At 70.2% G+C, this 25,249-nt stretch carries 25 protein-coding genes; 13 read left to right on the plus strand and 12 right to left on the minus strand.

Translation table 11 applies throughout. The features are described 5' to 3' along the window. The first annotated feature begins 26 nt into the window (after nt 1-26). From BM393_RS05355 to BM393_RS05370, 4 genes are all read left to right on the plus strand, one after another. On the plus strand, nt 27-1,961 hold the full coding sequence (locus BM393_RS05355) for an HDOD domain-containing protein (RefSeq protein ID WP_141225234.1): 1,935 nt from the start codon (nt 27-29) through the stop codon (nt 1,959-1,961). After that, nucleotides 1,958-4,357, plus strand: coding sequence for a serine/threonine protein kinase (locus tag BM393_RS05360; protein WP_254783214.1), 2,400 nt, complete (start codon nt 1,958-1,960; stop codon nt 4,355-4,357). Before BM393_RS05355 ends, BM393_RS05360 begins: the two co-directional genes overlap by 4 nt. 192 nt (nt 4,358-4,549) lie before the next feature. Continuing rightward, nucleotides 4,550-5,419, plus strand: coding sequence for a hypothetical protein (locus BM393_RS05365; protein WP_091723196.1), 870 nt, complete (start codon nt 4,550-4,552; stop codon nt 5,417-5,419). 186 nt (nt 5,420-5,605) lie between these two features. Continuing rightward, nucleotides 5,606-6,403, plus strand: a complete 798-nt coding sequence (locus BM393_RS05370) for a hypothetical protein (RefSeq protein WP_091723198.1) — start codon at nt 5,606-5,608, stop codon at nt 6,401-6,403. 120 nt (nt 6,404-6,523) lie between these two features. Here the strand turns inward: BM393_RS05370 and BM393_RS05375 are convergent, their stop codons facing one another. Continuing rightward, nucleotides 6,524-6,748 (minus strand): YXWGXW repeat-containing protein, encoded by a 225-nt coding sequence (locus BM393_RS05375; RefSeq protein WP_141225235.1) that lies wholly within the window; start codon nt 6,746-6,748, stop codon nt 6,524-6,526. Nucleotides 6,749-6,869: 121 nt separating this feature from the next. Between BM393_RS05375 and BM393_RS05380 the strand changes: the two genes are divergently transcribed. The 3 genes from BM393_RS05380 to BM393_RS05390 all read left to right on the plus strand — a co-directional run bounded on the left by BM393_RS05380 (nt 6,870) and on the right by BM393_RS05390 (nt 10,806). After that, nucleotides 6,870-7,538, plus strand: coding sequence for a glutathione S-transferase family protein (locus tag BM393_RS05380; RefSeq protein WP_091723202.1), 669 nt, complete (start codon nt 6,870-6,872; stop codon nt 7,536-7,538). A gap of 89 nt (nt 7,539-7,627) precedes the next feature. Then, nucleotides 7,628-8,566, plus strand: a complete 939-nt coding sequence (locus BM393_RS05385) for a peptidoglycan-binding protein (RefSeq protein WP_217648387.1) — start codon at nt 7,628-7,630, stop codon at nt 8,564-8,566. Nucleotides 8,567-8,874: 308 nt separating this feature from the next. Continuing rightward, a complete protein-coding gene (locus BM393_RS05390) occupies nt 8,875-10,806 on the plus strand; it encodes a DEAD/DEAH box helicase (protein WP_091723210.1) in 1,932 nt (643 codons plus the stop codon). A gap of 58 nt (nt 10,807-10,864) precedes the next feature. On the opposite strand, the gene rpoZ is transcribed toward BM393_RS05390, so the two are convergent. Further along, nucleotides 10,865-11,068 (minus strand): DNA-directed RNA polymerase subunit omega, encoded by a 204-nt coding sequence (gene rpoZ, locus BM393_RS05395; RefSeq protein WP_058936171.1) that lies wholly within the window; start codon nt 11,066-11,068, stop codon nt 10,865-10,867. A 22-nt stretch (nt 11,069-11,090) separates the two neighbouring features. Then, nucleotides 11,091-11,714, minus strand: coding sequence for a guanylate kinase (gene gmk, locus BM393_RS05400; protein ID WP_091723212.1), 624 nt, complete (start codon nt 11,712-11,714; stop codon nt 11,091-11,093). Between the two features lie 121 nt (nt 11,715-11,835). Here gmk and BM393_RS05405 point away from each other — a divergent pair, with 121 nt between their 5' ends. Beyond that, entirely contained in the window at nt 11,836-12,393 is a 558-nt protein-coding gene (locus BM393_RS05405; RefSeq protein WP_091723215.1) for a DNA-3-methyladenine glycosylase, read from the plus strand. 51 nt (nt 12,394-12,444) lie between these two features. Further along, nucleotides 12,445-14,595: a C1 family peptidase gene (locus BM393_RS05410; protein ID WP_217648388.1), complete on the plus strand. Its 2,151-nt coding sequence runs from the start codon at nt 12,445-12,447 to the stop codon at nt 14,593-14,595. A gap of 226 nt (nt 14,596-14,821) precedes the next feature. On the opposite strand, the gene BM393_RS05415 is transcribed toward BM393_RS05410, so the two are convergent. Further along, entirely contained in the window at nt 14,822-16,147 is a 1,326-nt protein-coding gene (locus tag BM393_RS05415) for an outer membrane protein transport protein (protein WP_217648389.1), read from the minus strand. 201 nt (nt 16,148-16,348) lie between these two features. On the opposite strand from BM393_RS05415, the gene BM393_RS05420 reads away from it, so the two are divergent. Beyond that, nucleotides 16,349-16,933 carry a TetR/AcrR family transcriptional regulator gene (locus tag BM393_RS05420; protein WP_091723221.1) on the plus strand — a complete coding sequence of 195 codons (585 nt, stop codon included), beginning with the start codon at nt 16,349-16,351 and terminating at the stop codon, nt 16,931-16,933. 305 nt (nt 16,934-17,238) lie between these two features. Further along, complete coding sequence (locus BM393_RS05425) at nt 17,239-17,880, plus strand: response regulator transcription factor (RefSeq protein ID WP_175538194.1); 642 nt, start codon at nt 17,239-17,241, stop codon at nt 17,878-17,880. 4 nt (nt 17,881-17,884) lie between these two features. Here the strand turns inward: BM393_RS05425 and BM393_RS25600 are convergent, their stop codons facing one another. The 6 genes from BM393_RS25600 to BM393_RS05455 form a co-directional block, all read right to left on the minus strand. Continuing rightward, a complete protein-coding gene (locus BM393_RS25600; protein WP_091723227.1) occupies nt 17,885-19,000 on the minus strand; it encodes a hypothetical protein in 1,116 nt (371 codons plus the stop codon). 19 nt (nt 19,001-19,019) lie between these two features. Beyond that, a complete protein-coding gene (locus BM393_RS05435; protein WP_091723229.1) occupies nt 19,020-19,559 on the minus strand; it encodes a hypothetical protein in 540 nt (179 codons plus the stop codon). Nucleotides 19,560-19,608: 49 nt separating this feature from the next. Continuing rightward, nucleotides 19,609-20,007 carry a hypothetical protein gene (locus BM393_RS26060; protein ID WP_254783215.1) on the minus strand — a complete coding sequence of 133 codons (399 nt, stop codon included), beginning with the start codon at nt 20,005-20,007 and terminating at the stop codon, nt 19,609-19,611. A 72-nt stretch (nt 20,008-20,079) separates the two neighbouring features. Continuing rightward, complete coding sequence (locus BM393_RS05445; protein WP_091723232.1) at nt 20,080-20,691, minus strand: DUF2589 domain-containing protein; 612 nt, start codon at nt 20,689-20,691, stop codon at nt 20,080-20,082. Between the two features lie 111 nt (nt 20,692-20,802). Further along, nucleotides 20,803-21,321, minus strand: coding sequence for a DUF2589 domain-containing protein (locus tag BM393_RS05450; protein WP_091723236.1), 519 nt, complete (start codon nt 21,319-21,321; stop codon nt 20,803-20,805). An 81-nt stretch (nt 21,322-21,402) separates the two neighbouring features. Beyond that, nucleotides 21,403-21,933 carry a glycoside hydrolase family 108 protein gene (locus BM393_RS05455; RefSeq protein ID WP_091723239.1) on the minus strand — a complete coding sequence of 177 codons (531 nt, stop codon included), beginning with the start codon at nt 21,931-21,933 and terminating at the stop codon, nt 21,403-21,405. A 279-nt stretch (nt 21,934-22,212) separates the two neighbouring features. Here BM393_RS05455 and BM393_RS05460 point away from each other — a divergent pair, with 279 nt between their 5' ends. Both BM393_RS05460 and BM393_RS05465 read left to right on the plus strand, forming a co-directional pair. After that, on the plus strand, nt 22,213-22,659 hold the full coding sequence (locus BM393_RS05460) for a hypothetical protein (protein ID WP_091723242.1): 447 nt from the start codon (nt 22,213-22,215) through the stop codon (nt 22,657-22,659). A gap of 308 nt (nt 22,660-22,967) precedes the next feature. Next, nucleotides 22,968-23,621, plus strand: a complete 654-nt coding sequence (locus tag BM393_RS05465; protein WP_091723245.1) for a hypothetical protein — start codon at nt 22,968-22,970, stop codon at nt 23,619-23,621. Between the two features lie 5 nt (nt 23,622-23,626). Here the strand turns inward: BM393_RS05465 and BM393_RS26065 are convergent, their stop codons facing one another. Continuing rightward, a complete protein-coding gene (locus BM393_RS26065) occupies nt 23,627-24,280 on the minus strand; it encodes a hypothetical protein (protein WP_254783216.1) in 654 nt (217 codons plus the stop codon). 35 nt (nt 24,281-24,315) lie between these two features. Further along, on the minus strand, nt 24,316-25,233 hold the full coding sequence (locus BM393_RS05475) for a YicC/YloC family endoribonuclease (protein WP_091723247.1): 918 nt from the start codon (nt 25,231-25,233) through the stop codon (nt 24,316-24,318). Nucleotides 25,234-25,249: the final 16 nt, after the last annotated feature.

Raw genomic sequence — 25,249 nt, forward strand, 5'->3', positions numbered from 1 at the left:
GCACCACCGGGTGTCGCTCATCGCTCGTGTCTGACAACAACACAACATCCACCGCCGCCCCGATGCGGCGCTTCGGCCGCTTCGAGCTGCGCGCGCTCCTGCACAAGAGCCAGCGCTCGATGCTGTGGGTGGTGTTCGACCCGGCGTCGGGCCAGGACATGTACCTGATGATGCCGCGCGAGAAGCCCAACAGCGAGGCGGCGATGCTGCACTGGCTGAAGACGGTGGACGGGGCCTCGCGGATCCATCATCCCAACCTGGCCCATGTCATCGAGACCGGCCGCGTCGATCCCTGGCCCTATGTCGCCTACGACCGCGCGCTGGGCGAGACGCTTGAGGAGCGCCTGGCCCGCGGCGGCCCACCGCTGCCGCTGGATGCGGCCGGCTGGGCCGCCCAGGCGCTCGAGGGCCTGGCCTTCGCCCACGAGGCCGGCCATGCGCACCGCGACATCCAGCTCGCCCACCTCGTCGTCGACGGCGCCAACCATGTGCGCGTGCTGGGCCTGGAAGTGGCGCAGGAGATCGTCCCCGCGAGCGCCGACTTCAACGCCGCCACCCGGCGCGCGGTGCGCGAGGCGGCTGAAGAGGATGTCGTCAGCATCGGCCTGCTGCTGCACCGCCTGCTGACCGGCAAGCCGGTGCTGGACGAGCCCGACCTGCAGGCCGTGTTGCAGCGCATGCAGCCGCAGGGCCACGAACTGGTGCGCCTGGGCTGGGAAACCCCGTATCCGATCCCCGAGCCGCTGCGCGCGATCGTCAACCGCGCCAGCGACCGCCAGACGCGCCAGCGTTATCACCTGGCGCGCAGCTTCTGGCGGGCGCTGGACGGCTGGCGCCAGTCGGCCGAGCAGGACGACGGCGGCCCGATCGCGCTGCTCAAGGACAAGATGCAGCGCTTCGGCCATCTGCCCAGCACCTCGACGCGGCTGGTGACGACGGTGGCCTCGTCCTCGATGGAATCGCAGCACGGCAGCCAGCTCGCGGCGATGGCGCTCAAGGACATGGCGCTGTCGCTGGAGCTGATCCGGCGCGTCAACAACGCGCTGCGGCAGCAGGGCCCGACCAGCGGCGGCACGGTGCTGAATCTGCAGCGCGCGATCGCGATGCTGGGCCTGAACGGGCTGGAGGACGCGGCCCGCGCGCTCAAGCCCTGGCCCGGCCCGATGAACGACGGCCAGGCGCAGTTCATGCAGAGCGTGATGCGCCGCGTGCAGCGCGCCGGCCAGGTGTCGCAGGCGCTGCGGCCGGCGGGCTATGACGGCGAGGTCGTGTATCTGATCTCGCTGATGCAGAACCTGGGCCGGCTGCTGGTGCAGTACCACTTCCCGGACGACGCGCAGCAGATCCGCCAGCTGCAGGTCGCGCCCGAGGCGACCGAGGACAACCCCAATCCGCGCGGCATGAACGAGCAGTCGGCCGCCTACGCGGTGCTGGGCTGCGACCTGGAAAGCCTGGGGCTGGCGGTGGCCCGCTACTGGGGCCTGGGCGACGAGCTGCAGCACATGATGCGCCGCCAGCCGCAGGAGGCGCCGGTGCGCCATGCCGATGGCGACATCGAGCTGCTGCGCCTGACCTGCAGCCTGGCCAACGAGCTGGTGGACGCGCTGGCCGTGCCGGAGCGCAAGCGGCAGGCGGCGATCGAGCTGGCGACGCGGCGTTATGCGCGCGCGCTCGGCCTGGGCTTGCGGGAGATCTACGACGCGCTCGGCGCCAGCGGCGCGATCGCCGACGCCGGCGACAGCGGCCTGGGCGCGATGACCGATCCGTCGATCGGCGCGGCCGCGACCGCGGCGCCGCGTTCCCGGCTGCGGGAGCGCGCTGAATCGGGCGCCCCGGCGAGCGTGCCGGCGGCGGCTCCGTCCGCCGGGGCGGCGCCCTCGGCCACCGCGCCGGCCTCGTCGTCCCTGACGACGCCCCCGCCAGGGACGCGCATGCCCGAGCCCGGCAAGGACCGCCCATGACCGCCATGCCGCCCGCCGTCGGGCGCTTCAAGCCGCTGCGCAGCCTGGGGCAGGGCGCCCAGGCGACGGTGTGGCTGGCCCATGATCCGCGGCTGGACCGCGAGGTGGCGCTGAAGGTGCTGACGCAGGCGGTGGACCGCGCCAGCGTCGATGCCTGGCTGCATGAGGCGCGCGCGGTCAGCCGCTTGACGCATCCCAACATCGTGCCGGTCTTCGAGGCCGACATCGAGGCGGGCCAGACCTACATGGTCTTCGAGTACGTGCCCGGCGGCACGCTGACCGAGCGCCTGCGCCAGCGCGGCCGCCTGCCCGCGCGCGAGGCGGTGACGCTGATGCTGGGCATCCTGGACGGGCTGCACGCGGCCCATCAGGCCGGCGTCGTGCACCGCGACCTGAAGCCGTCCAACATCCTGATCGACTCGACCGGCCGGCCCAAGGTGATGGACTTCGGCATCGCCGGGCGGGTGGCCGCCGGCGGCACCGCGGCCAGGCCCAACCGCATCGTCGGCACGCCGGGCTACATCTCGCCGGAGGCGGCGCGCGGCGATGCGCCCTCGCCGGTGATGGACGTGTTCGCGGCGGCCGTGATGCTCAGCGAGATGCTGTCCGGCCAGCGCCTGAACTACGACCCCGATCCGTGGCGCGCGGTGCGCCGCGCGATGGAGCAGACCCTGGACCCGCCCGCGGACCTGGGCCCGGACAGCGACGACGCGCTGCGCGCCGTGCTGCTGCGCGGCCTGGCGCGCGAGTCGGCGCAGCGCTGGTCCGATGCCAAGGCCTTCCACGACGCGCTGGCCGCCTGGCTGCATCCCGCCGGCGAGGCCCCCGACGCGGGCGAGGGCGGCAACGCGACGCTGGAGTTCCTGCTGCGCCGCATGCGCCATCGCAGCGACTTTCCGGCGATGGCCGATTCGGTGGCGCGCATCCAGCGCATGACCCAGTCGGAGAACGAGAGCCTCACCACGCTCTCCAACGAGATCCTCAAGGACGTCGCGCTGACCAACAAGCTGCTGCGGCTGGTCAACACGGTGCAGTTCAGCCACGCCGGCGGCGGGCACATCAGCACGGTGTCGCGCGCGGTGGCGCTGGTGGGCTTCGGCGGCATCCGCAACCTGGCGCTGTCGCTGGTGCTGCTGGAGCGCATGGAGAACAAGCATCACGCGCAGCGCCTCAAGGAGGAGTTCCTGCGCGCGCTGATGGCGGGCTCGCTGGCGCGCGAGCTGTGCCTGGTGCCGCGCGAGAACGAGGAGTCCTTCCTCGCCACGATGTTCCAGGGGCTGGGTCGTCTGCTGGCCGAGTTCTACCTGCCCGAGGAAGCGCAGCAGGTGCGCCGCGTCGTGCGGCCCGAACGCGGCATGGGCGAGCAAGCTGCGCCGCCGATGAGCGAGGCCGCGGCCTCGGCGCAGGTGCTGGGGCTGAGCTACGAGAGCCTCGGGTTGGGCGTGGCGCGGCAGTGGGGCTTCCCCGACAGCCTGCAGCGCAGCATGCAGCGGCCCGACGGCGACGCGCCGGCGCGGCTGGTCGAGCATTCGACGGACCGCATGCGCTGGCTGGGCCGCGCCAGCAACGACGTGGCCGACGTGATCCTGAACAGCGATCCGGCCGAGGCCCATGCCAAGGTGCGCGCGATGGCGCAGCGCTACGCGCGCGCGCTGGGCGTCGAGGCCAAGGCCTTCGAGGCCGCGGCCGACCAGGCGCGGCAGCGGCTGACGCAGCTGGCGCAGGCGATGGACATCAAGCTGGCGAAGAACTCGCCGGCGCAGCGGCTGCTGGCGCCGCTGACGCCGTCGGCGGAGGATTCGCTGTCGCCGCACCAGCTGCAGGCGACGATGGTCGAGGGGGCGCCGGCGGGCGGCGTCATCTCGGCGGAGCAGGCGGCGGCGACGCTGGCCGCCGGCATCCAGGACATCACCAACGCCATGGTCGAGAGCTTCAAGCTCAACGAGATCCTGCGGATGATCCTGGAGACGATGTACCGCGGGCTGGGGTTCCGGCGGGTGATCTTCTGCCTGCGCGATCCCAAGACCGAGACGCTGACCGGCCGTTTCGGCCTGGGCGAGGGCGTCGAGGCGGTGGTGCCGAGCTTCCGCGTGCCGCTGAGGGTCATGCCCGGCATGCCGGCCGACCTGTTCACGGCCATCTGCACCAAGGGCGTGGACACCCTGATCGCGGATGCCTCGCAACCCAAGATCGCCGAGCGGCTGCCGGCGTGGTTCCTGAGCGGCGCGAAGGCGCACAGCTTCCTGATCCTGCCGATGGCGCTGCGCGGCGCGCCCTTCGCGATGATCTACGCGGACAAGCCCGAGCCGGGCAGCGTGGTGCTCGACGAGAAGCAGCTCTCGCTGCTGCGCACGCTGCGCAACCAGGCCGTGATGGCCTTCAAGCAGGCGAACTGAGCCCAGCCCGCTTCGCGGGGGGCCCGCCGCCGTTCGTGAGCGGCTTCACGGATCGTCCTTCCGGGCAGGGCCGCGGCCCGCGAAACCTTGATATTTCCGGCCGAACCGCGCTGCCGGGCCCTCATGGCTTGTCACTGACGCGCCGCCATGCATCAGCCATGGCGACGACAGTCATCCATGAAGGGAAATCCAATGAAGCACGAATTGAAGAAGACGCTGGTCCTGCTGCCGCTGGTGGCCGCGCTGGCGGCCTGTGGTGGCGGCGGGGGCGACGGCAGCCCCGTCGACACGAACCGGAGCGCGGACGGCGCGGGCGCGGGCACCGGCCAGCCGGCCACCGACGGCGACACCAAGGACACGCCGGCCACGCCGGCCAAGCCCGCGGTGGATGAGCTGTTCCACCTCTCGCCTCGTGGCACGACCGCGCGCTACCTGCTGCTCGGCACCAGCCTGCAATCCACCGGGGCGCTGGAGACCCTCGAGCAGCAACCGACGGGCGGCGTCGTGGCGATGAACGCCCACACGCTGACGGGCCCGGACCTGTCGGTGGCGGACATCGCCGGCGACGAGACCTTCGCGCAGGGCCGGTGGGCCAAGGGCACGGCGCTGGCCGCCGGCAGCACCTCGACCCTGGGGGGCGCGCGCAACGCCGCCTATCACTACGTCGTCCACCTCGCCGCGACCCATTTCCCTGCCGGCGGCACGCTCCGGTGCGATGCCGGCACGTTCACGCGGCCCACGGTCATCAGCAACCCCTCGGCGCCGGCGCTCGGTGTCGCGACGGGCTCGGCCGCGCTGAGCTTCAACGACGCGGGCGCCGTGGTCGACGTGTCGGTCACCGCGGCCGCCGGTCACCGCACCGGCACGGTGTCGACAACCGGACGAACGATCGCACCAGGCGCTTCGGCCGTCACCGGGAACTTCTTCAGCCAGGGCGACGGGATGATGCTGACGCTGGGCGACAGCGGCAACGGCAAGTTCCGCATCATCGCGGCCTATGAAGTGACGGCGGGCGGCGACGCGGCCTATCGCGGCATCGCCACCTTCCTCTGTACGCGATGACCCTCCGGGCGGGCGCCATCGGCCCGCCTGCTCGATCGAAGCCGCGCGAGCATCGCCTTTGACATTTCCCTTCATTCCTCGCTCCATGCGAGCGAGCGTCCCTCTCCATTCCGCGACTAACCGCCCCGCCGTGCAGCCGCACGGCGACCACGAACATCAACGATTGGAGATCTCATGAAAGCTGGAATGACGAAAGCCCTGGCGGTGCTGCCGCTGATCGCGGCACTGGCGGCCTGCGGTGGCGGTGGTGGTGGAGATTCGGGGCCGGCCACGCCCGCCGGACTGCAGGGCACCGGCGATACCAGCCGGCCCAAGGTGAAGGCGGCTTTCGTGAAAGGTCAGACGGCGCGCTACCTGATGATCAGTTCGTCCTCGCAGAACGCGGGCCGGCTCGAGACCATCGAGCAGCAGACGACGGGCGAGGTCATCACGATGAATGGCAACGCGCTCAGCGGCATCGACCGCGCGATCGCGGACATCGCCGGCGACGTCTCCTTCGCCATCGGACGCTGGACCCACGGATCGGCCGTGATCGGCAGCAGCACGAAGACCCTCGGCGCGACCGGCACCGCCGTCCATTACGCGGTGTACAACGCGCCGGACGCGTTCCCCACGAGCGGCAGCTTCTCCTGCGACGCGGGCCAGTTCACCGTGCCCACCCTGGACGTCGCCCCCGGCACCGAGGTCGGGCAGGCCAAGGGCTCGGCCTCGCTGAGCTTCGACGCCTCTGGCGCGCAGCTGGATGCGTCGATCACCGTGACGCTGGCCGACGGCAGCGCCGGCACGGAATCCGCCACCGGTCGCAAGCTGAACTCGCCGACGACGATCACCTACACCGGCGGCATGCTGGGCGGCTCGTCCGGCCTGCAGCTCACCATGGCGCAGGGCCTGGATGCCAGCAAGCAGGCGGTGATCGTCGGGTATGTGGTGAAGGTCGGCGCGAGCAAGTACCGCGGCGTCGCGATCTTCAACTGCTCGAAGTGAGCTCGAAGTGACCCCAAAGTGAGCCCGAGGAGGCGGCGCCCGTGAGGGACGCCGCCACTGACGAAGCCGGCCTTGAGCCGGCTTCGTCGTTCAAGGGAGACTGGAAAGAGGGACGAGGGCTCAGCGGCGGGGGCCGTAATGACCCGGGATCCAGCGCCGGCCTCCGCCTCGCGTGTCCCAGTAGCCATCGATCCAGATCGTGCCGGTGACGGGCACGACTTCCGTATAGCCGGGGCCCCGGTCGTAGCCGTAATAACGATGCGCCGGGACCACGACGCAGCCGGTCAGGCTCGCGGCCAGCGGCGCGGCGGCCAGGGCGAGCAGCAAGGGACGAAATGTGCGCATGAGGAACCTCCAGCGGGTCTGCATGCGTCTGAGAACGTGCCGCCGCGGCGCCGCGCTGACGCGCCGGGCGGGACATTACCGGCCCGACAACAAGTAACGGCGCGTGCCATAGACTGCGCCGATGCTGACCGTCCACCACCTCAACAACTCCCGCTCGCAGCGGGTCCTGTGGCTGCTCGAGGAACTCGGGCTTCCCTACGAGATCAAGCCCTACCAGCGCGATCCCAGGACGATGCTCGCGCCGCCCGAGCTGCGCGCCGTGCATCCGCTGGGCAAGTCGCCGGTGATCAGCGACGGGGGCCTGGTGATCGCCGAGTCCGGCGCGATCCTGGAATACCTCGTCGACCGCTACGGCGAAGGCCGCTTCAAGCCGGCCGCCGGTACGCCCGAGGCGCTGCGCTACCGCTACTGGATGCATTACGCCGAGGGCTCGGCGATGCCGCCGCTGCTCCTCAAGCTGGTCTTCGACCGCATCGAACGCGCGCCCGTGCCGTTCTTCGTGAAGCCGATCGCCCGGGGCATCGCGGCGAAGGCCAAGGCGAGCTTCGTCCAGCCGCAGATTGACAACCACATGAACTACCTGGAAGCGGAACTCGGTCGCAGCCCCTGGTTCGCCGGCGCGGACTTCAGCGCTGCCGACGTGCAGATGAGCTTCCCGCTGGAGGCCGCGGCGCAGCGTGGCGGCGCTGTGGCACGGCAGCCGCGCATCACCGAATTCCTCCAGCGCATCCATGCCCGGCCCGCCTACCAGCGGGCGCTCGAGCGCGGCGGTCCCTACGCGCTGGCCTGAGCGGGCGGTCATCCCCTGGATGACGGATGCGCGGGGGAGGGGCGGGTGCCAGACTGCCGCCGTCCGGGTCCCCCCGGCGGGAGTGCGCCATGTCCTTCCTCACGCCCTCGCAGATCCGCACCGCCCAGGCGATCGTCAATCTCTTCGAGACCGGTCATGTGCTGGGCGACTACGGCCAGGTGACCGTGCTGGAGGGCGATCCGGGGCGGCTGACCTATGGCCGCTCGCAGACGACCCTGGGGTCGGGCAAGCTGGTCGAGCTGCTGCGACAGTACGCCGGCAACCCGGGCGCGCAGTTCGGGGCCGAGATCGGCGACTGGCTGCCGGCCCTGGCGGCGGCCGGTGCGGCGCTCGACACCGACCAGCGCCTGCACAACCTCCTGCGCGCCTGCGCCGACGACCCGGTGATGCGCGAGACGCAGGACCTCTTCTTCGACGAGCACTTCTGGCAGCCCGCCGCGCGCGCGGCCGGGAAGCTGGGCATCGTGTCGGCGCTGGGCTCGGCGGTGGTCTACGACAGCTTCGTGCACGGCTCCTGGGCGCGGATCCGCGCGGCCACCGATGCGCAGGTCGGCGCGACCGCGCAGGCGGGCGAGCAGGCCTGGATCGACGCCTACGTGCGGGTGCGTCGCCAATGGCTGGCCACGCACAGCATCGCGATCCTGCGCGGCACGGTCTACCGGATGGATGCGTTCCGGCGGCTGATCGACCTCGGCCAATGGGGCCTGCCTCTGCCGCTGGTGGTGCGCGGCGCCGAGATCTCGATGACGACGCTCAACGGCACGCCGCCCGGCTGCTACGACGGGCCGGCGCCCGGCAGCCGCGCGCTGTCGGTCCAGGCGCCACTGCAGCGCGGGCTCGACGTGCGGCGGGTGCAGCTCGCGCTGTCCGGGCTGGGCGCGGACATCAAGGCGGATGGCGTCTTCGGTGGCGCCTCGATGCGCTGCGTCCAGGAGGTGCAACGCACGCGTGGCCTGCCGGCGACCGGCGTGGCCGACATCGCCTTCATCGGCGCGCTGCTCGGCTGAGGCGCGTCGCCATGCGCGCGCCGGCCGATCCGTCGCTGCGTCCGCGGGCCGGTCGGCCGCGGCGACGGTCCTGCGTGGCGCGTCCCGTGCCGCCCCGTCGTGCCAACGCGCGCCGGCGAGCACGGCCCGCGGTGGCGATCGGGTCTTCGGGTCGCCGAGCGGGGGGGCCGCGCTGCGCGGCGGGTCGACCCGTGCGCCGGCCGTCACCGTGCCGGAGGAGCCGTCCGTCCCGCTCGTCACGATGGCGGCCGCTATAGTCCCGCCTCCTCCGCATTCCTGCCGGCGTCCGCCGGTGCCCGTCGCCGTCCATGCCCATCGCCGACATCCGCGCGGCGATCGAGGCCGAACTGGCCGCGACGCCCGAGTTCTACGACTTCCGCGTGCTCCGCAGCGAGCCGGACGGCGCCTGCTGGCGCGTGACGCTCGAGGCGGGCTACGTCTACGCCGAGGGCCAGCGGCCCGGGCAGGCGTCGGCGCAGACGCTGCTCGACGAGCGGTTGGAGGGCGCGGCCGCCTGGTGGGGCGCGCCGGCCAAGGGCGGCGCGAGCGTGCGGGCGGTGGTGGTCGAGGACGACCAGCTCGTGCTGCAGGACGCGAGCGCGCCGCCGCCGGGGGAGGGGCACCTGATCCGGATCTATCCGCCGCGCTTCCTGCAGGCCGTGGCCGACGCCTGGCGCGATGACGCCTGGGCGCGCCGCGCCGCGGACTGCTGGCCGGGCCTCTCCGCGCTCGCGGCCCATCCGGCCGCACCACGCCTGGACGGCTCGCCGTTCCGCTGGCTGCGGCCGGCGCAGCGACAGGCGCTCGGCTTGGTTGCCTTCGAGGATGCCTTCCTGTGGGGACCGCCCGGTACCGGCAAGACGACGACGCTGGGCGTGCTGGTCGCCGAGTACCTGGAGCGCAGCCCCGCGGCGCGGGTGCTGCTGCTGTCGACCACCAACCAGGCGGTCGACCTGGCGACGCTGGCGGTGGACAAGGCGCTCCAGAAGGGCCGCCGCGAGGCCTTGCGCGGGACGATCCGCCGGCTCGGCGCGCGCTTCGATGCCCAGGCCTATGCCGGTCGCGAGCACTTGATCCCGGCGCCCGGCACGCCGTCGCAGCAGGTGCTGCGGCAATGCCGGCTCGCCACGATGACGACGACGCGCGCGGTCTTCACGCTGAAGACGCTGCGCGAGCTCGCATCAGCCGATGCGCCGCCGGAAACGTTGACGGCGATGCCGCCCTTCGACCTGGTGGTCTTCGACGAGGCCAGTCAGGTCAGCCTGGCCCACGCGCTCGCGCTGATGCCGCTGGGGCGGGCGCGCCTCTTCGCCGGCGATCCGCGGCAGCTGTCGCCGGTGCTGCGCGGCGACGACCGGCTGGCGCGGCTCTGGCTGGGGCGGTCGCCGTTCGCGGCCCTGCCCGGCGGCGGGCAGGGCGGGGCCGCGGTGGCGATGCTCGACGAGCAGTCGCGCATGGCGCCCCCGATCGGCGCCCTGGTCAGCGACCTGTTCTACGACGGCGCGCTGCGCGTGGCCGAGGAGGCGTTGGCGTCGGTGGACTGGCAGGCCGCGCGCTCGCGCGCGCTGGGGGACATCCCGGCGGAGGTCCATGTGGCGGTGCGGCGCGTGACGCGGGAAGGCGGCTGGTCCGCGAAGGACCGCGGGCCGATCCGAAGGGAGTCGGCCGACGCGATCGCGGCCACCATCGCCGAGGCGCTGGCCAGCGGCGTCTGGGCAGCGCACGAGCTCATCGTGCTCACGCCCTTCCGCGCGCAGCGCGCGCTGATCCGGCAGCGCCTGGCGGCGGCGGGCGTCGACGACGGGGTGCGGGTCAGCACCGTGCACCGCGCGCAGGGCAGCGAGGCGCCGGTGGTGTTTTTCGATCCGGCCGACGGGACCCAGCCCTTCCTGCGCACGGACGAGGCGCGGCGCTTGCTCAACGTCGCGCTGAGCCGCGCGCAGGCGAAGGTGGTGATCTACCTGTCGCCGGCGGACCTGACGAACGAGGTGCTCGCGCCCATCGTCCAGCGCCTGCGGCTGGCCGGCGATGCGCGCGAGGCCGTGCCGCTGTCGACGCTCGCCCGGGCGGCGGACTTTCCCTTCAACACGCGCGGATTGCGGATCGCCGCGGGACGGCTGGTCGGCGAGGTCGACCGCATCGCCGCGGACGGCGCGCGCTTCTGGGTCATCCACGAGAAGAGCGGCAACGCGGTGGAGATCGACGCGGCGTTCTGGCGGGAGCGGGCGGGGCGGGGGTGAGCGCCCCATGAAAAACGCCCCGCGAGCGGGGCGTTTCGATCCAGCGGTCGGCCGGGAATCAGACCGGCACGCGGCGCAGCATTTCCACGCCGACGTCGCCGTTGGCGACTTCGCGCAGCGCGGTCACGCCGGGCTTGTTCTTCGACTCCAGCTTCGGCGCGTGGCCTTGGCTCAGCATGCGGGCGCGATAGGTCGCGGCGAGCACCAGCTGGAAGCGGTTCGGGATCTTGGTCAGGCAGTCTTCGACGGTGATGCGGGCCATGCGGGTTCCTGAGGGGACGGGGTTACTCGATGAGGTCGAGCGCGCGGAACACGGTCGACCGGTTGCGGCGCTGGGTCGCGTATTTTAGCCGCTGCGCCTGGACGATGGCCTTCAGGTCGAAAAGCGCCGTCTCGAAGACGGCATTGATGACCACGAAATCGAAGTGTTTCGCCTGCGCGACTTCCTCCCGGGCGGTCTGCATCCGCTTGGCGATCACCGCTTCCTCGGTGTCGCCGCGCCGGACCAGGCGCTGCTTCAGTTCCTCCCAGCTCGGCGGCAGGATGAAGATCAGCACCGCATGCGGGAACAGCTGCTTGATCTGCAGCGCGCCCTGGTAATCGATCTCCAGCACGACGTCGTCGCCATGCGAGATGCGCGCCTCGATCGCCGCGCGGGAGGTGCCGTAGAGGTTGTCGTGGACCTGCGCCCATTCGAAGAACTCGCCGCGGTCGACCATGGCCCGGAATTCCTCCGGGGTGACGAACAGGTATTCGCGGCCGTGCTGTTCCTGGCCGCGCGGCGCGCGCGAGGTGTGCGAGACGGAGACGCTCAGCTTGGCGTCCAGTTCCAGCAGCGCCTTGACGAGGCTGGATTTGCCGGCACCGCTGGGGGCGGCGACAACGAAGAGATTGCCCGGGTATTCCATCGCGCGATTTTATAGAGGACGGCGTGAAGGCTTCGACAGGCCGCCCGGCCGCGGGCCGCGGGGACCGCGCACTCGTTCACGCCGACGCAGGCACGGGGCGTCGATCCGCAATACTGGCGCGATGCAGCAGATCGATTTCATGGAGAGCCCGGTCCTGGTGGCGCGGCAGCTCATCGGGTGGACGGTGCTGGTGGACGGTGTCGGCGGCGTCATCGTCGAGACCGAGGCCTATGACCAGGACGACGAGGCCTCGCATTGCTTCGTCGGCCTGACCCCGCGCAACGCGGCGATGTTCGGCCCGCCGGGGCATGCGTACGTGTACCGGAGCTACGGCCTGCACTGGTGCCTGAACTTCGTGTGCCGTCCCGAGGGCCACGGCGCCGGTGTGCTGATCCGCGCGCTCGAACCGACGCATGGCATCGACCGCATGGCCGAACGGCGCGGCACCGCGGTGCCGCGCCTGCTCGCCTCGGGGCCGGGGCGGGTAGGGCAGGCCCTGGGCATCGATCGCTCGCTGGGAGGGGCCTCGCTCGACGCGCCGCCGTTTCAACTGCTGCCGCCGTCGCGCCAGGCCGAGGTGCTTTGCGGGACCCGCATCGGCATCAGCAAGGCGGTCGATCGTCCCTGGCGCTTCGTCGCGGCGGGGTCGCGCTTCCTCAGCAAGCCGATGAAGGGATAGGCCCGCGACCAAGCCCCGCGCCTTCACCACGCGCCTTCATCAAGCCGACGGATGACCCGATCCCTGGCGGCATGGAACATCGCCAGGTCATTCCAGGGGGAAGCCATGGCGACGAAAGAGGGTTCCAAGGCCGGGCGCGCGGCGAAGGCGGCCGGGGCGGTGAAGCCGGCGGACAGGATCAAGAATGCGAGGCCCGACGCCATGGACTTCCGTGACGTCATGTTCGTCCCCACCCTGATCGAGGTGCCGACCACCCGGCCCCTGGCCGACTACAAGAAGGTCAAGGTGCCGATCCTCGACCAGGGCAGGGAAGGCGCCTGCACGGGCTTCGGCCTGGCGACCGTGGCGAACTACCTGCTGCGCGTGCGCCGGGTCGTGCCGGATCCGGTGCAGGTCAGCGCCCGCATGCTGTATGAGAACGCCCGACGCTACGACGAATGGCCGGGCGTGAACTACGACGGTTCCAGTGCGCGCGGCGCCATGAAGGGCTGGCACAAGCACGGGGTCTGCTCGGAGCGTGATTGGCCCTACCTGCTGGGCCCCAAGGATCCGAAGGGGCTCACCGACTTCCGGACCTCCGAGGCGCTGAAACGTCCGCTGGGGGCCTACTGCCGGGTGAACCACAAGGACCTCATCGCGATGCATGCCGCGATCACCGAGGTTGGCATCCTCTATGCGACGGCCACGGTGCATGCCGGCTGGGACAGCGTCGGCAAGGATGGCGTCATCCAGCAGAGCGCGGCGATCACCGGAGGCCACGCCTTCGCCATCGTCGCCTATGACGACAAGGGCTTCTGGATCCAGAACAGCTGGTCCGCGGGCTGGGGCGCGGGGGGCTTCGGGCGGATCAGCTATGACGACTGGCTGGAGAACGGGACCGACGTCTGGGTCGCGCGTCTGGGGGCGCCCGTGGTGCTGCGCACGGCGGGCGCCATCAGCCAGGTCCATTCGACCGTGTCCGGCATGTCGGCCGCCTACGCGTTCTCCGACCTGCGACCGCACCTGGTCAGCGTCGGCAATGACGGCCGGCTCAAGCCAGGCGGTGATTACGGCACGACGGAGCTCGAGCTCGAGCGGATCTTTGTCGAGGACATGCCGCGCGTCATGAAGAACTGGCCGGTCAAGCGACTGGTCCTCTACGCCCACGGGGGCCTGGTCAGCGAGCAGGCGGCGGTCCAGCGCATCTCCGAATACCGGCCGGGACTACTGGCCAGCGGTGTCTACCCGCTGGCCTTCATCTGGCATTCCGACTTCTGGACCACCCTGAGGAACATCCTCAGCGATTCGGTACGCCGGCGGCGGCCCGAGGGCTTTCTGGACGGGGCCAAGGACTTTCTGCTCGACCGTGTCGACGACATGCTGGAACCGCTGGCGCGTGTCCTGACCGGCCGGGCGCAGTGGAAGGAAATGAAGGAGAACGCGGTCATGGCCAGCGACAAGGGGGGAGCCGCCTGGCTGGTCGCCCAGCACCTGGCGAATCTGGTGAAGACCTTTCCCGATCTCGAGATCAATGTCATCGGGCACAGCGCCGGCTCGGTGTTCCACGGCCCGCTGCTTCAACTCCTCACCCAGACCCACAAGCTCAAGGTCAATACCTGCACGCTCTGGGCGCCCGCCTGCACCGTGCCATTCTTCAAGAGCGACTACCTGCCCCTCATCCAGTCGAAGGCGATCGACAAGTTCGCCGCCTTCATCCTCACGGACCGGGCGGAGAACGATGACGACTGCGCGAAGATCTACAACCGCTCCCTGCTGTATCTCGTCTCCAATGCCTTCGAGGACGAGGCGCGGATTCCTGGTTTCCGGGACGGGTGGCCCATCCTGGGGATGCAGAAGTTCATCAACAAGGACCAGGCGCTGAGCAAGCTCTTCGGCGGCGGACAAGCCGAGCTGGTGCTTTCACCCAACAGCGAGCCACCGGCCAGTCTGAGGACCTGCACCGCGCGCAGCCACGGCGCCTTTGACGACGATCAGCCCTGCGTCCAATCCACCTTCGCGCGCCTGGTCCTGCCCGGCGTCCCGGCCGTCGCGGCGGCTGCGAAGGCGGTTAAGGCGGGCAAGCCCGGCAAGGCGGGCGCGGTGCCCAAGGCGGCCGCCCTTGCGGCCGGGAAGACGCCAGCGGTGCGCTTCCTCAGCTCCGCCACCTCCTTGCGTGATCGACGCTCGACCATCGATCGCCAGAGCCGCAACGACGGCAGTTGACAGGGCCCCTGCGAATGGCTCGGGACCCGCGCTGGAGGGCTTCATCGGCCCGAAAAAACACCCCAGACGTTGCCATCTGGGGTGAATGAGTTGCGTGCGAGGGGACTCGCACGACAACCCCTGGAACCGCCTGTCCGCATCGCATCCATCCGGGCGCGCCGACGCTTTCGCCTGACGACTGCTTGAAACGCGAGCGGAAGGACCTCGAGAGCGAGGGCCGCTCCCTTCAGAAGCTGTACTGCGCGGACACCGCCAGGATGTCGCTGCCGACCTTGTAGGTCCCTTGCAGCGTGCTGGCAGAAGGCGAGGTGAGATTGACGCTGGTGTCCTTGATGAAGAGGTGGGTGAAGCCGATGCTGTAGGCGAGCTGCTTGCTTGCGCGCCAGGTCGCGCCGAGCGACAACCACCTGCGGCTCACATCGGGAACGCGCACATCCCGCACGGCATCGGTGACCGGCGTCTGGTCGTAGGCGAAGCCGCCTCGGAGGGTCCAGCCGTCGTTCAGCTTGTACTCGGCCCCCACCGAGTAGAACGACGAGTCGCGGTAGCCGAAGTCCAGCGTCTGATTCGGCAGGTTCGACGCGAAGTCCAGCACGACCTTGTCGAACTTGCTCCACTCGGTACGGGAGTAGTCGGCCATCACCGTCCATTGATCGTTCAGCCGCTGGCTGAGGCTGAGCGTCCACGAGGCGGGCATCGTCAGCTCGGTATTGACGGTGGTGTTGACGAAGGTGTTCGGTGCCGCCACGGAGAGCACCGCGTTCGCGGCCGCCGGGATCGTGAAGGTGACGTCGGCGCGCTTGGCCTTGTGCTTGACCTCCGAGCGATAGGCCAGGCCGATCGTGGTGCCTTCAGCGGGACGCAGCAGCGCGCCCAGGGTATAGCCCACTTCGGTGTTGTCTCCCTTGACGTCCAGATAGCCGTCCGCGCTGGTGGGCAGGAACCCGGGGACACGGGAGGCTGCCAACTGGGCGCCGAAGTCCACCGCGTTGCGGAGCTCGACATCCAGGCGTTCGGCGAATACCGAGACCCCGAGGGACAGCGCCTCGTTGACCTTGTAGGAGCCGGACACGCCAGCGTCGATGACCTTCAGCGAGGTCTTGACGCCCTGGTAGCGGCCGACCCAGCCATCGTCGTACTCGGTCTTGAAACCAAAGGGAGCGGTCACCGAGAAACCCAGATGGATCCGGTCCGTCAACGGCGAGTGGAAGTACAGCGACGGAATCGCCGCGGTCTGCCCCGCATCGCCGCCATTGCCGCCGGAAAGCGGGCGTCCGAGCGCGTCGCGGCCTGCGCCACTGAACTTGGCCGAGTAGTTCACGACGGCCGCATCCGCCTGGAAGAGGCGCCCGTCGAGCAGGGCCATGGCGGCGGGGTTGTTCGCGATCACGGAGGCATCGCCGCCTTCGCTGATCGAGCCGGCGAAAGCCCGACCTTGACCCGCCGCGCTTTGTTCCTTCAGCTTGAAGGCCGCGGCATGGCCCAAGGTGGCACAGGCCATCCCGGTGACGAACACGAGCATCGACTGCCGGTGATTCTTGCGGAACATCATCTTCTCGGTCTCCTCTTGCAGGGCTTCCCAGCCCGTCGATTGATGGGTAGATGCGCCCGATCAGCGCATTGAATGTTGAGCGTAATATAAAACGGCGGACCACGGGTTGGGGAGCTCAGTCCAATCCGAACCGTATGATTTCCGAGAACTGCGGGCTGGTCTGCGGGACCAGCGGACCGCACTCGAATGGTTGAGGGGGCTATGCGCTACGACTCGGAACACAAACAACGCACCCGCGAGAAGGTCGTGGCCGCGGCCGCGAAGGCGGTGCGGCTGCACGGCCCCGACAACATCGGGATCGCGGCGCTGATGTCCCAGGCCGGGCTCACCCATGGCGGCTTCTATGCGCACTTCGGATCCAAGGACGAGTTGATCCAGGAGGCGATCACCTTGATGTTCGAGGAGAGCGCCAGCACCCTGGAGGAATGCCTGGAGGGACTGTCCGCCGACGCAGGGTTGGCGGCCCTCATCGACCGCTACCTGAGCCGGGAACACCTGGAGCAGCGAGACGCGGGGTGTCCCATGGCGGCGCTCGGCAGCGACCTGCCGCGCATGTCGTCCCCCGTTCGAGAAGCCTTCGAGCAAGGCGTGAAGAAGGCGTTGGAGGCCCTGGCCGCGTTGCTCCAGGAAGTCGGCTACGAACAGCCCCGGGAGCTCGCCCGCTCCGTCCAGATGGAGATGGTCGGGGCCCTCACCTTGGCGAGGGCCGTCCCGAACCCGAGCTTCGCCATGAAGGTGCTTGAGAGCTCCCGAGCCCAGATCCGCGCGCGTCTGCAGCTGCATTGACGCTCGTGCGCGTCCGGCCTGGACAACCGACGAAGCGCTCACCCTGGCGGCACGCGGCGCGCGGGCCAAGTCGCGAGGTCGCAACGCCCATCCTGCAAGACATTACAGTTGCGCGCGCCCGATCTCCCACCCGCTCTGCGCCTTGCCTCGCGCAGCCATCGGGCCGCGGTCGCGCACCGAGGCGCGTCTCGGTGAATCGCTGACCTCATTCGCGGTATCGCCTCGATTGCGGAGCCTCCCAATCCTGTTTGCAATCGCCCACGTAGCCCATGTCGCAGGGCTCGATTCACAGGGAGAAAACAAGCATGCGAACTCGATTGATGGTGATCGCGCGTCATCAACTGCTGCGGGAGGCCCTGGCCTCCCTGATCCAGGAACAGGGCGGGCAGGAACTGGTGGCCCAGGCGGGCGACGGCCAGGAGGCGGTCCGGCTGGCCGTGCGGCTGCGCCCGGAAGTGGTGCTGATGGACATGGAGCTGCCCGGGCTCAATTGCGTCGACACGACGCAGCGCATCGTGGCGGCATCGCCCTCCACCCGCGTGCTGTGCCTGGCCGACGAGGAACCGCCGCATCGCATGCGCGCGGCGCTCGACGCCGGCGCCAGCGGCATCCTCGCCAAGGACAGCGGCGTGGATGAACTGGTGCGCGCGATCGGCGCGCTCGGACGGCGGCAGTTCTATCTGAGCCCGTCATTGACCGAGGCCGCCGTCATCGCCTGCGCGCATCCGGCGGCCGCGCCCAGCGCCTTCGTCCGGCTCACGCCCAAGGAGCGCGAGATCGTGCAACTGCTCGCCGAAGGGCTGTCCACCAAGCACATCGCCGCGCAGCTCGGCGTCAGCCAGAAGACGGTGGCCTCGCACCGCGAGCATGCGGTCCACAAGCTCGGACTGCGCGGCGTGGCCGACATCACCCGCTACGCCATCCGGGAGGGACTCGCCCGTCCGTGAACCCTCAGGCACCGGGTCGGTCCGGCACGCCCGGCGTGCCCGGTCCGCCCGGTCCGCCCGGCGTTCCGGGAGTTCCGGGCGCGCCGGGTTCGTCCGGCGGGGCTGCCGTGCCCGACGCTGGCGCTCCCGCCAGCAGCTCGTCCAGCATCGCCGACAGCCGTTGCCGCGCCGCGTCGTCCGGCGCGGCTGCCAGCAGCTCGCCCTGCACGCCCATCAGTTGCCGCGCCAGCGCCAGCCGCGTCTGCATCGCCGACTGCCGCGCCTCGGCCTGCGAGTGGGCCCGCGTCTGCTCGACCAGTTGGTGGCGGTCGCTGTCGAACATCGAGTCCACGGTGTCCACCAGGCGTTGCAGCACCCGGTGGGTGAGGCGCGCGGAGAAGCCGCCCAGCAGCGCCAGCAGCGGGCGCTGCAGCGAGCCCGCGTTGTTCACGCTGTCGATCGGGATGAGCACCGCCAGCATCAGGCCCGACACCAGCCCCAGCCCGATGCGGATCCAGTACGAAGCGTCGTACAGCGGGTCGTAGGTGGCCCGCGAGACGTAGGTCTGGGCGGTGAACAGCGCCTGGAAGGTCGCGCCCAGGCCCGCGGCGGTCAGCAGCAGGGTGGTCACGGCCACCTGCTGGAACCCGTTGAGCGCCAGCAGGTCGGACGACAGCGCAGGCCCGTCGATCAGCGGCGACTGCGCGACCACCATGAACGCGACCAGGCAGCCGAAGGCCGCCAGCGTCAGCCAGCGCACGTTGCGCATCGGACCGAGCAGCGGCAGCGCGCCCGTGTCGCGCGCGGCGTGCATCAGCCGCAAGGTGCCCGGCCGCGCGGGCGCGACCAGCGCGGCCAGCCGCGCGTGCACCCGCGACAGCGTCTCCGGATCGCCCGCCGAGGGGGGCCGCGCGGCGGCGCCCGGCGCTGGCGTGTCGTCGCCGGGGCTCAGCGCCTCGAGCGCCGTGCGCATCAGCGCGGGCGGGACTTCCCGCCCCGTCGCCAGCGCGTGGCGCAGCATCGCGGTGATCTCGGCGCGCAGCTGCGCCAGCACCTCCAGGCGGTCCTGCGGCGCCGCCCCGGCGGGAACGGCCGCGCCGGATGCCGGGGAGGGCGTTGCGATGGCGGGCGGGCCGGCCATGGCCGTCAGCGCCGGGCGCTCACGGCGACCGCGTGGCCGGGGCCGCCGGCGCGACGAGGACCGGGCTGCCGGACGGGGCCTGGTCCTCGTACGAGTAGCCCGGCTGGCCACCGCCGAGCGGCCGCAGCAGCACGCGCTTGCCCTTGCCGCCGACGCTGGAGCAGTAGGCGGCCATGCCGCCCGAAGCCGTCCCGGCGACCGAGGCCGTGTACAGATGTCCCGCCTCCGGGACGTAGCCGTTGTACGCCAGCACGACGTGACAGCGAAGCTGCTCCTCATAGTGGACGTCGTAGCCGCCCTTGGCCTGCGGCGTGAGGGTCACCGGCACCAGCCGCGGCAGTTCGCCCGGCTGGGTCTTGAGCGTCATCCGGCCGGTGAGGGTTGCCGCCGGCGGATCCTCCGCGGCGGCGGACGCCGGCTGCGCCCAGGCACCTGCGGGCAGCAGCGGCGCGAACAGCAGCACCAGCGCGCCGGCCAGCGAGACGGACACCGAGACCGCATAGGCGGCTGGCGCGAAACGTCCCGGGGCGGGACGGCGATTCTTCCGGAAAGCGATCATGGGATCTCCTGGGCCGCGTGTCGCGGCAGTGTTGAAGACAAGGTTGAAATCAGGCCGGGTCGGCCACGTCGGTCGAGGGAACGTCGGTGACCTCACCGGGCTCCGCGGCGGAACCGGCCCGGGACGCGCCGGCGGCCGCGGGCTCGGGCGCGTCGTGCGGCGCCGGGGCGGCGGCGGGTGCCTGGCGCGGCGGCTTGGGCGCCGGCTTGCGCGCGAAGCCGACGTGATAGGCCATCCACTCGAGCACAACCTGGTGGTCGCCGATGCGCACCAGCGTGAAGCTGCGCTCCACCGCCAGCAGCGTGCCGCGCGGATGCGAGGCGCCGGACAGGCAGTCGTTGAGCTCCTCCATCTGGGCCTCGGTCTCCTCGCGCGTGCACAGCCGCGCGGGGTTGTCGCTCCCCACGACGAGGCGCTTGATGTACTTGACGTTGCTTTGATCGAACATGACGGCTCCGAGGGGCAGGCCCGCCCGCGCCCGGGCGCGGACGGACCTGCGTGGCGGGCGCTCGGGCCCGGGTCAGACGGGGGTCGGCGCGCCGACCTTGCGCGGCGCCACGGCGGACTGCAGGATGTCCATCACCCGCGCCAGGCCCTCGGGCATGCCGTCGTCAACGGCGTGGACCTCGACGTGGTACTTGGCCGAGTTGTCCGAGCTGCGCGTGTTCTCCTTGTGCGAGGACACCGAGCCGCTCACCGTCACCGACGCCTTGAAGGGGCCGAAGCCCACGCTGGCCGTGCCGGAGGCGGAGGCCTGCGCGCTGCTCTGCTCCTTGGACGCGAAGGACGACTTCACTTCCATGTCGAAGACGATGTCCACCTTGGTGATGCTCAGGTTGGGCACCTTGACGATGGCCAGCAGCGGCACGCTGAGTTCCACCTGCTCCTCGTAGAAGGTGCCGTCGGCGCTGTTGGTGTTGGCCGTGGGCCGCTTGAAGTTGAAGTTGACCTGGCGGGTCGCGCCCGGATTGCCGCTGGCGTCGGCGTCGAAACCGACGGTCTGGATGAAGTCGGCGGTCGCCTTGGCGAGCCGGATCTGCGCGTCGCAGGCGGCCGTCAGCGGCGAACCGATGAGTTCGCCCATGGGCAGACCCTTGTACTGGTCGGCGATGTTGACGAGATCGGAAGGCATTCAGTGCTCCTTGAATCGGCAGGGTCACGACGGCGCCACAACCGTTGCGGCGCCGGCATCGGCGGTGCCGTCCGCCGATCCATGGCGGGCCGGCGGCGGGCCGGCCTGGCCTCATAGCGTTTGCTGCGTGTCGAAGACGCCCTGCACCTGGTTGAGCTGGCCGACCAGGCGCGCGTGGCCTTCGGTGGGCTCGCAGCCCTCGACGCGCAGCACCACGTGCGCGGTGCTGCGCCGGCCCACGAGCGGGCCGCGGGTGTGGACCTGCACGCTCTTGCGCGCGGCGCCGGCCGGGCCCTGCCAGTCGCTGCCGGTGGCCGTGGGGCGGGCGCCGGGCAGCGCGTCGTCGGAGAGCGCGCCGAGGTCGACGTCGAAGCGCATCTCGACGTCCTTGATCTTGAGCGCGTTGGCCGGCACCAGGCCGAGCAGCGGCGCGCGGTAGAGGTCCTCGGTGCCGGGCTCGGCGTCGGGCTGCATCGACGGCAGCCGCATGACGACGGTGCGCGGGCGGTTGTCCTCGTCGAAGTACTGGCCGAGCTTGGCGATCTGGTGCTGCTCGATGCGGTCCTGGGCATCGATGACGGCACCGGCGAGCGCCTCGATGAGTTCCTTCAAGTCGACACGTGAGCTCATGGGAGGGTCCTTCCCTGCGGAATGGTTGGAGATCGGTGGTGGCGGGCGGCGCGCGCGGGCGCGGCGCCGCGGGACTCGGCGTCAGAGCACGGGGAAGGCGTTGACGCGGTTGAGCCAGCCCTTGAGGAACTTGCGCAGGTCGGGCTGCCGGGCGGCCAGGCGCTCGTAGTAGGCGATGCGGCGCGCGCGCAGGGCGCGGTAGGCGTCGGTGGGGTCGATGCGCTGCAGCGCCTGCGCGGTCTGCGGGCCCCAGGCGCCATCGGGCCTGATCGCGGCGCCGCGCTCGACCAGCAGCGCCTGCAGCTCGCGGATCGCGTGGCCGCCGGCGTTGACGTGGAAGTCCACCAGCATCTCGGCCAGCGGCTGCAGCGCGATGGCGTCGGCCTCGACGGCGTCCCAATACTTGAGCTTGTAGAGGCGGCCCGCGTCCGCCTGGCTCAGCCGCTTGAGCGCCTCCAGGCTGGTGTCGGTGAAGCCCACCGACGGCCCCAGGCCCTGGAAGGTCTTGAGCGTGATGCCCATGTTGGTCGGACCGCCCGGGTCCTGGGGGTCGTTGACGAAGCCGCCTTCGAAGCGGAGCAGGGTCGGCAGGTACTGGCTGAAATCGGCCATGTCGTGGCACCTCAGGGTTGGGATCGACGAAGGTCCGGACCGGGGCGGCCGGCAGCGCCGGAAGACCCGGCGGCATGGCCGTCATCGTTGGCAGGTGCGCGCGACAGGGGCAGCGGCGGGGTGCCGCGAGCGCGTGGTCGGATTGGCCGAGAAGGCCTCGGCAACTTGGAGGGCGTGTGTGGGAGGGGCGCCGATTTCGCGCGTGGGCGCGGCGGCATCGAATGAGGGCGCATCCGGAGCCGGATGCGTTCTCTTCCACCTCATTCAAGGAGAAACACCATGCCCACACTGGTGAACATCACCGCAGCCACCCCGACCGGCGTGCAGATCTGGGGCTTTCACGGCCGATGCACGGTCGATCACGTGGCCAAGGCGGTGGAAACCATCGCCGCGGGGCTGCGCGGCGAGGGACACACGATCCACATCATGTCCGGCACCCACGGCCGCTGCAAAGGCCAGGTCGGCGCCGTCGCGAAGCGCGAGGAGAAGTTCGCCGTCGAGGATCGGGCCCTGGCCAATCCGAAGACGGCGGACGGCAAGACGGTGCGGCTGGACGTGCACGACTTCAACACCGCCGACCTGTCGGACCCCGACCTGTCGGATGTGGGCCCGGATGGGGTGGCGATGCATAAGCTGAACGCGGAGATCGCAGCCTCCAAGACGGGCGCTGACAGCAACAACACTTTCCTGCTGGCGTATTGCTGCAGCGCGGGCACGCCCTCCTGACCACCGTCGGCTCACGCTGCTCCCGGGCCGTGCGCACGTCGGCCGCTGTTCCATCATGAGCGGCGGCCGGTCGCGTTCCGAGGCGAGAGCAATTCCAGCAAACGACCTTCGAGCGCGCCCATCGCGAGCCCCCAAGAATGTGCGCCGGCCACTGCTACCCGCCTCGCTGTCACTCGTTGACGCGTCGTTGCAGCTCAGCGGCTGGACACAAGTGCTGAAATGCCGAACTATCGCGGGCGCAGAGTTCCGAGGGGATTGGACATGGTCCTGGGATTGAACCCGCGTTCGTTTACTGAGGTGCTGCTCGCGTGCACGCCATCAGCGAGTTCCTGAGAGATCAGGCTGCAGCCCTCCGGCGCATCGCCGGTGCGACGCGCGGCGACATGAATGTCGAGGACGTCAAGCAGGAGGCTTGGCTCGTTGCGGCCGACATTGAGCAGCGCCGCGGTTACCCGGTTGACTTCAGCGATCCTGGCGATCAGGACTCCGTGCTGAAGTGGCTCTACTGCAAGCTCGTGAAGTTTGCCGAGAAGCAGATGCGCTGCGCCGTTCGCATCGACAAGGACTGGGACCAGGAAGACGCCGACGTTGCGGCAGGTGCCTTGGCGCGCTTGCTCACCTCGCCACTGGATTCCGACCCATTGGTTCGACTGCAGCAAGCCGAGGACGAGGTCGACTATTCGAAGATCGTCCGGCACAGTTACTCGGAGGCGTCGGCCTACGTGCTGCTGCTAATGAGGTTCGACTGGGACGTCGAGGCACTCGCCTCAGACTTGCGAGTCGCCGTCCAGACCTTGCGCAAGCGCTTGAAGTCGTGCGGCATCAGGGCCAAGGTTCAACCGTCGCTCTTCGATGGTCTGGCTGTCATCGATCCCGCTTTCGAGCCACGTCGAGCCCGTCGATTCAGTATCCGCCGCTTTGTCGAGGCAGTCGTCCACCAGCGATGCTGGCGCTTCGGCTGAACGGCCTATGTCAAGCCGAACGCCTCTTGGTCGACGAAGCGGCCATGCAGGCGCATCGCCGGCAGCAATTCCTGGTCGGCGTAGCCGCAACCCGTCTCGCCGGGGTCGACCTGCAGACCCTTGGATGCCTGATCCGGCAGATGCCCGCCTTGGGGCAGCAAGCGCGTCAGGGCGCGATAACCAGGGTGCCAGGCGCCCGCGCCGGGGAAGACCTCGCGCAGGCTGGCAAGGATCTGCATGCCCGCGAAGTCGAGGTCACCGAAGAAGCTGACAGGCACCTGCGCCGCACCGAAGAGCCAGGACTCGACGGCTGACAGGTCCCCTCCGGCCGATGGCATGCGCAGATACAGGCGAGAACCCGAACGCGAGCGCAGCCAGCCATGCTCCTTGAGTTTGCGCAGCAGTTCGCCTGCGTAGGCACGTTCTTCCTCAGGCCGCACCGGTTGTCCGGTGTCGGAGGCCAGTGCGCGCAGCTTGGGATCGGCGAGGGCACGCAGGATGACCTCGAGCACGATGTCGCGGGTCAGCGTTTCTGCATAGTCGGCGTTGGCCCCGTGCACCCGCTCATGCAGCGCGCGCAGCACGGCCGCACAGAGCTCGCGGTTGTCGTGCGTGAGCGGGCGGAAGAAGTGTTCTCGGGGTGGGGCGAAGAACTGCATGGGCTGCGCGATCAGTTGCTTCTGGCCGCCAGAGGTCACTCGATGTTCTGCACCTGCTCCCGCAGCTGCTCGATCGCCACCTTCATTTCCACCGAGATGTTGGTCAGCTCGATGGCCACCGCTTTCGATCCCAGCGTGTTGGCCTCGCGATGCAGTTCCTGCATCAGGAAGTCCAGCCGCTTGCCGATTTCGCCACCCTTCTTCAGCAGGCGCTCGACTTCGTCCAGGTGAGCGCGCAGCCGCGTCAGCTCCTCGGCGACGTCGATGCGCAGCGCATACGCGGCCGCCTCGTTGATCGCGCGCTCCTGCAGCGTCTGCTCGGAAATCGTCTGCGCCGCGCCGGTGGCGCTCAGCGCCTCCTGCCAGCGCTCGAGGAAGCGCTCGCGCTGACGCTGCACCGCCGCGGGGATCAGCGGCTCGGCCTGTGTGGCGAGGTCCCGCAAAGTGGCGACGCGCTGCTTCAGCATCGTCACGAGCTTGGCGCCTTCGCGCTCGCGCGCTTCCAGGAATCCCTTGATGCACTGGCGCGCCGCGTCGAGCACCGTCTCGTCGTTCGCGGAGGCGCCGGTCGTGCCGGTCTTGCACCAGTTCAATGCCTCCTGGACGCTCAGCCCCTGTGCCTTCGGCAGCCAGGTCTGCACCTGCGATTCGAGTCGCGCGAGCCGGTTCAACTGCTCCGGCTGCGGGTTCGGCCAGGAACTGTCGGCATCGCGCTGCGTGTTGATGCGCAGCTCGATCTTGCCGCGCTTGACGCTGCCCGAGACCAGTTCGCGCAGCGCGGGCTCGAGCGAGCGCAGCTCGTCGGGCATGCGGAAGCTGAGGTCCAGGAAGCGGCCGTTCACCGAGCGCGCCTCCACCGTGACCGCCGGCGTGGCGGCAGGGCTAGGGGTTTCGCCGGAGTTCGCGGGTTGTGCCGTGGCGCTGGCATAACCGGTCATGCTGTAAACTGGCATCAGCTATCGGTAGAAC

The organism is Mitsuaria sp. PDC51, from assembly GCF_900113225.1.
In the GTDB taxonomy this organism is placed as follows: domain Bacteria; phylum Pseudomonadota; class Gammaproteobacteria; order Burkholderiales; family Burkholderiaceae_C; genus Roseateles.

What these genes read in the sequence shown, in the direction of transcription:
- BM393_RS05460 (WP_091723242.1), top strand. Translation starts at nt 22,213, where the DNA reads ATGCCCACACTGGTGAACATCACCGCAGCCACCCCGACCGGCGTGCAG.
- BM393_RS05390 (WP_091723210.1), top strand. Translation starts at nt 8,875, where the DNA reads ATGCCCATCGCCGACATCCGCGCGGCGATCGAGGCCGAACTGGCCGCG.
- gmk (WP_091723212.1), bottom strand. Translation starts at nt 11,714, where the DNA reads ATGGAATACCCGGGCAATCTCTTCGTTGTCGCCGCCCCCAGCGGTGCC.
- BM393_RS05375 (WP_141225235.1), bottom strand. Translation starts at nt 6,748, where the DNA reads ATGCGCACATTTCGTCCCTTGCTGCTCGCCCTGGCCGCCGCGCCGCTG.
- BM393_RS26060 (WP_254783215.1), bottom strand. Translation starts at nt 20,007, where the DNA reads ATGTTCGATCAAAGCAACGTCAAGTACATCAAGCGCCTCGTCGTGGGG.
- BM393_RS25600 (WP_091723227.1), bottom strand. Translation starts at nt 19,000, where the DNA reads ATGGCCGGCCCGCCCGCCATCGCAACGCCCTCCCCGGCATCCGGCGCG.
- BM393_RS05475 (WP_091723247.1), bottom strand. Translation starts at nt 25,233, where the DNA reads ATGCCAGTTTACAGCATGACCGGTTATGCCAGCGCCACGGCACAACCC.
- BM393_RS05410 (WP_217648388.1), top strand. Translation starts at nt 12,445, where the DNA reads ATGACCCGATCCCTGGCGGCATGGAACATCGCCAGGTCATTCCAGGGG.
- BM393_RS05435 (WP_091723229.1), bottom strand. Translation starts at nt 19,559, where the DNA reads ATGATCGCTTTCCGGAAGAATCGCCGTCCCGCCCCGGGACGTTTCGCG.
- BM393_RS05380 (WP_091723202.1), top strand. Translation starts at nt 6,870, where the DNA reads ATGCTGACCGTCCACCACCTCAACAACTCCCGCTCGCAGCGGGTCCTG.
- BM393_RS05415 (WP_217648389.1), bottom strand. Translation starts at nt 16,147, where the DNA reads ATGATGTTCCGCAAGAATCACCGGCAGTCGATGCTCGTGTTCGTCACC.
- BM393_RS05445 (WP_091723232.1), bottom strand. Translation starts at nt 20,691, where the DNA reads ATGCCTTCCGATCTCGTCAACATCGCCGACCAGTACAAGGGTCTGCCC.
- BM393_RS05425 (WP_175538194.1), top strand. Translation starts at nt 17,239, where the DNA reads ATGCGAACTCGATTGATGGTGATCGCGCGTCATCAACTGCTGCGGGAG.
- BM393_RS05455 (WP_091723239.1), bottom strand. Translation starts at nt 21,933, where the DNA reads ATGGCCGATTTCAGCCAGTACCTGCCGACCCTGCTCCGCTTCGAAGGC.
- rpoZ (WP_058936171.1), bottom strand. Translation starts at nt 11,068, where the DNA reads ATGGCCCGCATCACCGTCGAAGACTGCCTGACCAAGATCCCGAACCGC.
- BM393_RS26065 (WP_254783216.1), bottom strand. Translation starts at nt 24,280, where the DNA reads ATGCAGTTCTTCGCCCCACCCCGAGAACACTTCTTCCGCCCGCTCACG.
- BM393_RS05450 (WP_091723236.1), bottom strand. Translation starts at nt 21,321, where the DNA reads ATGAGCTCACGTGTCGACTTGAAGGAACTCATCGAGGCGCTCGCCGGT.
- BM393_RS05420 (WP_091723221.1), top strand. Translation starts at nt 16,349, where the DNA reads ATGCGCTACGACTCGGAACACAAACAACGCACCCGCGAGAAGGTCGTG.
- BM393_RS05405 (WP_091723215.1), top strand. Translation starts at nt 11,836, where the DNA reads ATGCAGCAGATCGATTTCATGGAGAGCCCGGTCCTGGTGGCGCGGCAG.
- BM393_RS05385 (WP_217648387.1), top strand. Translation starts at nt 7,628, where the DNA reads ATGTCCTTCCTCACGCCCTCGCAGATCCGCACCGCCCAGGCGATCGTC.
- BM393_RS05370 (WP_091723198.1), top strand. Translation starts at nt 5,606, where the DNA reads ATGACGAAAGCCCTGGCGGTGCTGCCGCTGATCGCGGCACTGGCGGCC.
- BM393_RS05360 (WP_254783214.1), top strand. Translation starts at nt 1,958, where the DNA reads ATGACCGCCATGCCGCCCGCCGTCGGGCGCTTCAAGCCGCTGCGCAGC.
- BM393_RS05365 (WP_091723196.1), top strand. Translation starts at nt 4,550, where the DNA reads ATGAAGCACGAATTGAAGAAGACGCTGGTCCTGCTGCCGCTGGTGGCC.